Genomic DNA, 7202 nt, shown 5'->3' on the forward strand with positions numbered 1-7202 from the left:
GTATCAACGGCAACGAGTACGCCAAGTGCCAATTGCGCAAGCGCGGCATCGCCTTCGAGGCGCTGGACAACGGCATCCTCTCGTGCGAAGACCCCAAGGCGCTGCAGCGAATCTGCGATGGGCTGGATGAGCGCAAGATTGATCGGCTGCTGCGCAAATGGCTGGCACGACTACCGCATCCGTTTGATCGGCGCGACCGGGCCGCCGGTTACCGCTACGCGCTGTCGATCCTGCAGGCCGAGTTCGCGCTGACCCAGGTGCTCGATCGACCGGTGACAGGCCGCATCTTCTTCGAGCAGGTCATCCGCGAGAACCTGGACATCGGACGCCCGGGCCAAGTGCAACTGATCTTCGATCGCCGCGTCAATCGGCGCACCCCGGGGCGCTTTCGCACCCGGGTGATTACCGAAGGGGTCACCCCTTCGCTGCATGTGGACTACAAGCGTTCACGCATCAAGCAGTACCACAAGGAGGGTCAGGCGCTACGTACCGAGACCACCATCAACGACACCCGCGACTTTCGCGTCGGACGACTGCTGCGCAACTTGCCCGAGCTACGCCGAATTGGCTTTGCAGCGAATCGGCGCATGCTCGAAATCGAGCAGATCAGCCACGACTGTGCGTTGGGCGAAGACGCGTTTCAGGACCTGCAGCGTGCGCGCCACGTTCACGGGCAGCGCGCACCGGCGCTGCGCTTTGCCGACCCGAAGGTCCAGGCGCTGCTGCAGGCGCTGGTGATGTTCGTCTTCGTCGCGCGCGGCTTTACCAATCAAGACCTGCGGCAAGCCTACGCCGTGCTGCTGGGCCTGCGTCCCGGCGAAATCGGCCCGGGGCACATGAGCTACGAGCTGCGACGCCTGCGCTTGCACGGCCTGATCGAGCGAGTGCCCAAGACCCACCGCTATCGGCTCACAAATCGTGGACTGCAAACGGCACTCTTCTATACGCGCGTATATTCGCGCATCTTGCGCCCGGGCCTTGCATTGGTTAGCCCTCAGGCACCAGCCGCCTCGCCAGCGTCTTTGCAGCGCAGCTTCCGCACCGCGGAGCAGGCCGTCAACGCCTGGTGCGATCAGGTCAAAATCGCCGCGTAGAAAACTTGACTCGACTGCTACAAGATCAATTCAGTCAAGGAGTCTAGCTCGGGTTCAACACGGCGTCTGAGTAGTTTTCCCGGCGCGCAAGGCCGCTGGACTATATGCCAGTTCGCCCGCGCCCGATCGGGTTCAGTGAGCGCGGGCGGACCGTGTCGATGAGCAAGCACGGCATGCCCCTTGCTGCAATCCGATCGATAGTTTAACGGAGGATGTGATCGCGGGCGATAGTTCAGCCGGGGGAGGTCGTAAAGACGTCAGGCATTTACGATGTCATGCATGAGGACGGCAATAACAATTTTGAGGTGACTTACGTCGAAGGGAAGCATTTTCCGCCGACGCGAAGCGGTAAGGGCGCGCACTTCGATCTGAATTATGCCGCGACGCATGCCCACAGGCACGGCGAACTCAAGGGAAGCGATGCGCGCGGTGGCTAGCGTTTCCTTTTGACGGCACTGCGCGACACGGCGCATCGCGGCGGCGATGCCTAAGCGCGCTGGCGGCTTGCCATGCACGCAACGGTCACTTGTCGGGCGGTCACAGGCTATTTCACCTATTCATCGCGCGGCGGCGCAGGGAGCGGCATCATGGAAGATCAAAAAGAGCAGGACCGGATTCGCCGACGTGCCTATGACCTGTGGGAGCGGCAGGGAAGTCCCGAGGGACGCGCGGAAGAATTCTGGGAGCAGGCGAAGTCCATTCTCGCGGAAGAGGACTTGCAAAGCGCCAGTACCGCAAGCGAAAGCCCTTCCGATCCGAACGGCGGCTGACGAATGCGATGAACCGCGAGGCCCGAACATCGAGCCCCGCTTGCTCGGTCGCGGCCGCAAGGCCTCATACCGTCAACAGCGCGCCGGTTTGCGCGCGAGCGGCGCGTCCGGTAAGGTAGCGGACGCCGAGTGCCCAGATATAACCACGGTCCACGTTGCCAACTCTGCGGATACTGACGGTTCGTCGCAAAACCCTACGGGTTCGGCCGTCGGCCGACGCAGAGACTCGAACGGAGAGACCTGCGAAGGTACTTAGGTCAAACGCTTTTCGCATGCGCGGTGTTGCGATCGGGTGAGCCAGATCAAGGGATCGGGGCGGCGTGTCGCCTATCGTTCTCCTGTCCGGATCGATACACATGGTGAAGAGTATGAAGAGGTCAGTTGGGTGCGCAATGCTAGTCAGTTGTCTTGCCGCGTGTGCCTCGAATACACGCTGGAGTGAATTCGAACAGACCGAGCCATCACTGGTCGCGGCGCACATCTTTGCTTCGATCGAGTGTACCGGTCAGGAAGAATGCGGCATGCGCTGGCAGCGGACAAAGGAGTACGTGTCCCGATTCTCGGCGACCCGAATTCAGCACGCGGACGGCAACGGCATCGAAACTGCGCAACCTCATGAAGAGGGCGTAGTCTATCTGTCTGCGACGCAGGTTCCGCTCGACGGACCAGGTGAACGCGCCCGTATCAAGCTGAAAGGGATGTGCCGTGGGATGTACAAGGACGACGGTAGTCCGGGCTTGTTCTATGCAAGCTGCGCCAACGAGATTCGGAGCATCGAGACGAACTTTAGGGGCTTCGTGCTTGCGCCCGCATGATGATCACATGCAAATTCACGGTCGAGCGTAAAAACGGCTGGCAGCTCGCCGAATGGATCGGCGAAGCGACGCTTGACGGCGTGGAGCATCTTTTCGAGCGGGCACAATGGGTTGCCGAAACTGCGCGCGATGTACTGCGGAAATATGTTGTTGAACAACTGGGCGAACGTGAAGCGGCTCTCATCGTGGATGAGACTGGTTTCGTCAAGAAGGGGCAGCACTTGGCCGGTGAGCAACGCCAGATTAGTGGACCGCAGGCCGTATGGAGAACAACCAGATCGGCGCGTTACTCTGCTATGCCGGTCGTGGCGGCAGCGCATTTATCGACCGCGAATTGTATATGCCCAAGGCGTGGACCGATGACCGTGTGCGCTGCGAGGCAGCGGGCATTCCCGGGTCGGTGGAGTTTGCAACGAAGCCGCGACTCGCGCGAAGCATGCCTTAACGGGCGCTGGACGCAGGTGTGCCGTGCGGCTGGGTCACGGGTGATGAAGTCTACGGCAGCGACCGCCAGATGGGGTTGTGGCTCGAATCGCGCGGCCAGTCTTTCGTGCTGGCCGCGGAAAATGAACCCTTGTGGTGGCAGGGTCCCGACTACGTACGGGCCGACCGGATCGCCGACGCCCTGCCGGCACAAGCGTGGCGACGCCTATCGGCGGGTGCCGGCGCAAAGGGCGAGCGGCTATATGACTGGGCGCTGACCCCGCTGTGGCGAATGCAGATCGCCACCGAAGAGCGCTGCTTCGGGCATTACCTGCTGGTGCGGCGCACCCTTGATGAGAAACGTGAGCATGCATATTACGCTGTGCACGCGCCGCGCAGCAAGGTAACACGGCAAACCTCGGTCAACGTCGCGGCCCGCAGGTGGGAAATCGAAACCGGCTCCGAGGCGACCAAAGGCGAATGCCGGCTCGATCAATACGTGGTGCGCCGATAGCAAGGCTGGCACCGCCACATCACGCTGGCCCTGCTGGCCCATGCGGTACTCGTCACCCTGCGGGTACGCAGCAAAAAAACACCTGAGGGTTCGGTGCCGCTCAGTGTCCAGGAGATTCGCCGGTTGTTATGCCGTCTCATATGGCGTGGAGCTCACTCCATCGAATGCGTGCTGGCCTGGTCGACAGGGCGGCGCAAGCACCAGTAGCGCGCACGACAGTGTCACTAGCGGCGACGCGACTGCGTACCGCCAGTTTCTTTGTATCTAGGTTCGGGTCCCGTGTGCGTCAAATCTCCCAATCCCACCGTCTAGCCCTCCCGAACATTATTCCGATTGCGTTTGATGTTTCATCCCCGCTTGTGTCTCGAGGGCGGCGAGCCGGAAGTTCACAACCTCTGCGTGAAGTTTGATCGCCCGGATTACGAATTGGACGTCCGCATTTTCGCTCTTCGATGCAAGATCGTCGAATTCGGCCCAAAGTTTCGTTAGCTGTTCGGCACTCATGGCTATTCCTTATATATGTACAAGATTTGACGACAGGTCGTGCTGCCGTTGAAAGTTCAGTTGCGTCGGTACCCTCGACGAGGGTGTGATCAGGGCACACCGCACAGGCACCGCTTCATGGCGAATATTCATCGTTTGCAAATGTGCGCCCTTCGCGAGCCACGGGACGCGTTCCCGGCTGTCGCCGACGCTCGGACCGGATTTGCGTAGAGTCACCCACTGCTGGCCCCCGACCGTGCAGCCTCGACGGCCTTCTTCCGCTCTGCCCATGCCTCGGCCACCAGCCGCTCGCGGACTCTATCCGCGGCGCGGACTTTGGCCAGGTACTCCGCATCGGCGGCGCGGATTTCGCTTCTCATCTGCACAATGCTGTCGGTGCTTTCCGTCGCCTGAGCACCGGATGCGGCCGTGCCTTGAGCCCAGACCGGCGTCGTACCAACCGCCGCCAGTGCCATCGATAGAACCGCGAAAGATCGCTTCATGCTGTTACCCCCAGAAGTTGTGTCCGTCGATCAGGCGCGCCCGATCTGCGGCCAAGGTAAGCATGACGCTCGATTGCGTCGTATTCGACCATTGGGCGCGCCATGGAACGGCGCACATTGACCAGGATCAAGCTATACGATGTTGGCGGAGCGATAGGTATGGGCGGCGAACAGCTTTCAGTGCGTCCACGTGTCGCCGTCCTCTGCAATAAGCTTGTGCCGCACGGCATAGCGGACCAGTGCCGCCCCATGAGGGCATTCGGTTTTTTAAGATGCGCGCTCCGTATGTGCCAATGGTCTTCGCACTCAGGGACAGCGCGTGTGCGATGAATGTCGGCGCCTGGCCGCACGCAATGCGGAAAATACGTCAAGTTCGCGGTCCGTCAGCCTCTGATGCGGCAAGGTAACCGGACCTCCTTGCAGTGTCTGCGCAACGAGGTCCGCCGTCGTCAGGCTGAGATAAATACCTCCCGATGCGACCTTTCTGACCGCGTCGAGGAGATCGGCGCCCGACTGGTTTTCGTAACGAAGCCCCATACGCGAATCGATGCTGCAGCGCAACATGCTTTCAGCGGCACCAAGCGGATATTCAGTGGAAGCGCTTGCGGGCTGAATCGACAACATGTTCTAGCGTCGACGTGGAGCTGGCGAGATGACGAGCACGGTGCAGTGCTGTTGACGCAGATCAAATGCCTGATCATCCGATGATGTTGGAATGGAAGCGAAATGTGCAGACCTCTCTCATTGATAGGGCGGCGTACCGCGCATGTCCAAACCGCTAGGGTTACCGCCGATGTGCAGCGGATCTGGTCACACTGTCTAGCCAGCAGGGTAGCATTTCGAGCATCATCGTCGAAACTAAGCCGGTCGCTTGATCGCGAATCGAATGGAGACTGTTGTGAAACACATTGACCCATACAACCTCGGCCTCGACAAGAACAATGCGAATTTCGTTCCGCTGTCTCCCGTTAGTTTCATCGAACGTGCGGCCTTCGTTTACCCGAACCACGTCGCTGTGATTCATGGGGATTGGCAGATCACATGGAAGGAATGCTATGAGCGTTGCCGGCGGCTAGCTTCGGCGCTCAAAAAACGCGGGATCGGCGTGGGCGATACGGTAGCGCTGATGGCGCCTAACGTGCCAGCCATGTATGAGGCGCATTTTGCGGTGCCGATCATTGGCGCGGTGTTGAATACCCTGAACACCCGGCTCGACGCGGAAGCCCTCAGCTTTATGCTGCAGCATGGCGAAGCCAAGGTCCTGATCACCGACCGGGAGTATTCCGCAATCATCGAACATGCTCTGCCAATGCTCGAAGAGCGGCCGTTGGTGATCGACATTGATGACCCCGCGTATCAAGGCGGGAAGTTGCTGGGCGAAAAAGACTACGAAGCATTTCTCCTTGAGGGTGACGCCAATTTCCAGTGGTCATTGCCCGCGGACGAATGGGATGCGATCGCCCTCAATTACACCTCGGGCACCACTGGCAACCCGAAGGGGGTCGTGTACCACCATCGGGGCGCGTACCTTAACGCGGTGTCGAACATTCTTTCCCTGGGCATGCCACACCATGCGGTGTACTTGTGGACGCTGCCCATGTTTCACTGCAACGGCTGGTGCTTTCCGTGGACCATGGCAGCCAACGCTGGCACCAACGTGTGTTTGCGTCGCGTGGAAGCAAAGGCGATTTTCGACGCGATCAAGACGCACAAGGTCACTCATTTTTGTGCCGCTCCGGTAGTGCATAGCATGCTGATCAGTGCGCCAGAAGAAATGCGAAGCGGAATTGAGCATAAAGTGTCGGGCTGTATCGCCGGCGCCGCCCCGCCGGCCGCAGTTATCGAGGGCATGGAGCGGATCGGTTTCGACATTACGCATGTCTATGGCTTGACGGAGACCTATGGGCCCGCCGCCGTATGCGCCAAGCAGGCGGGGTGGAGCGGGTTGCCGCTGGATCAACGCGCTGAACTCAATAGCCGCCAGGGCGTGCGGGCACCGATGCAGGAAGCCATGGCGGTGCTGGATCCTGTCAATATGGTGCCGGTTCCCTGGGACGGCGAGACGGTGGGGGAAATCATGTTCCGCGGCAACCTGACCATGAAGGGCTATCTCAAGAACCCCCGCGCGACCGAGAAGGAGTTTGAACGCGGTTGGTTCCATAGCGGCGATCTGGCGGTAGTGCACTCCGACGGTTACGTCAAGATCAAGGACCGCTCCAAGGATGTGATCATTTCGGGCGGTGAAAACATCTCTTCGCTCGAAGTGGAAGACGTGCTTTATCGCCATAGTTCGGTGATGGGTGCTGCGGTCGTGGCTCGACCCGACGACAAATGGGGAGAGGTTGCCTGTGCTTTCATCGAACTCGAGGAGGGGGCGCAGGTCACCGAATCGGAGCTGATTGAATTCTGTCGAGAGCGCATGGCCCGTTTCAAAGTGCCGAAGAAGATCGTCTTCGGGCCACTGACGAGAACCTCGTCGGGCAAGATCCAGAAGTTCGTATTGCGCGAACAGGCCAAGGCGCTCTAACAGGTTGCTGAAATACATGTCAGCAGAAGCCGCGTTCCTCTAACTGCGCGGCTATTGCGACGATCTTTTCGCA

General features: G+C 60.0%; 7 protein-coding genes and 1 pseudogene. 6 read left to right on the forward strand and 2 right to left on the reverse strand.

Annotated features, from left to right (window positions below):
* The 5 genes and pseudogenes from AWB68_RS41245 to AWB68_RS51945 form a co-directional block, all read left to right on the forward strand.
* Positions 1–1094, forward strand: a 1094-nt coding sequence (locus tag AWB68_RS41245) for a hypothetical protein (RefSeq protein ID WP_125483229.1), incomplete at its 5' end; no start/stop codon positions are given.
* 227 nt (positions 1095–1321) lie between these two features.
* Positions 1322–1531 carry a hypothetical protein gene (locus AWB68_RS50265; protein ID WP_087649914.1) on the forward strand — a complete coding sequence of 70 codons (210 nt, stop codon included), beginning with the start codon at positions 1322–1324 and terminating at the stop codon, positions 1529–1531.
* 150 nt (positions 1532–1681) lie between these two features.
* Complete coding sequence (locus AWB68_RS41255) at positions 1682–1864, forward strand: DUF2934 domain-containing protein (RefSeq protein WP_087649920.1); 183 nt, start codon at positions 1682–1684, stop codon at positions 1862–1864.
* Between the two features lie 356 nt (positions 1865–2220).
* The gene (locus AWB68_RS47610; protein ID WP_125483230.1) at positions 2221–2679 is read left to right on the forward strand and encodes a hypothetical protein; all 459 of its coding nucleotides are present in this window, start codon (positions 2221–2223) and stop codon (positions 2677–2679) included.
* Between the two features lie 17 nt (positions 2680–2696).
* Positions 2697–3694: pseudogene (locus AWB68_RS51945) on the forward strand (IS701 family transposase); the annotation flags it as partial.
* Positions 3695–3940: 246 nt separating this feature from the next.
* On the opposite strand, the gene AWB68_RS41270 reads toward AWB68_RS51945, so the two are convergent.
* Together AWB68_RS41270 and AWB68_RS41275 are read right to left on the reverse strand one after the other, a co-directional pair.
* On the reverse strand, positions 3941–4120 hold the full coding sequence (locus tag AWB68_RS41270; RefSeq protein WP_087649916.1) for a hypothetical protein: 180 nt from the start codon (positions 4118–4120) through the stop codon (positions 3941–3943).
* A 212-nt stretch (positions 4121–4332) separates the two neighbouring features.
* A complete protein-coding gene (locus tag AWB68_RS41275) occupies positions 4333–4602 on the reverse strand; it encodes a hypothetical protein (protein ID WP_087649917.1) in 270 nt (89 codons plus the stop codon).
* 898 nt (positions 4603–5500) lie between these two features.
* On the opposite strand from AWB68_RS41275, the gene AWB68_RS41285 reads away from it, so the two are divergent.
* Positions 5501–7129: an acyl-CoA synthetase gene (locus tag AWB68_RS41285; RefSeq protein WP_235028797.1), complete on the forward strand. Its 1629-nt coding sequence runs from the start codon at positions 5501–5503 to the stop codon at positions 7127–7129.
* Positions 7130–7202 lie beyond the last annotated feature (73 nt).

The sequence above is a fragment of the Caballeronia choica genome (assembly GCF_001544535.1).
Taxonomy (GTDB): Bacteria; Pseudomonadota; Gammaproteobacteria; order Burkholderiales; family Burkholderiaceae; genus Caballeronia; species Caballeronia choica.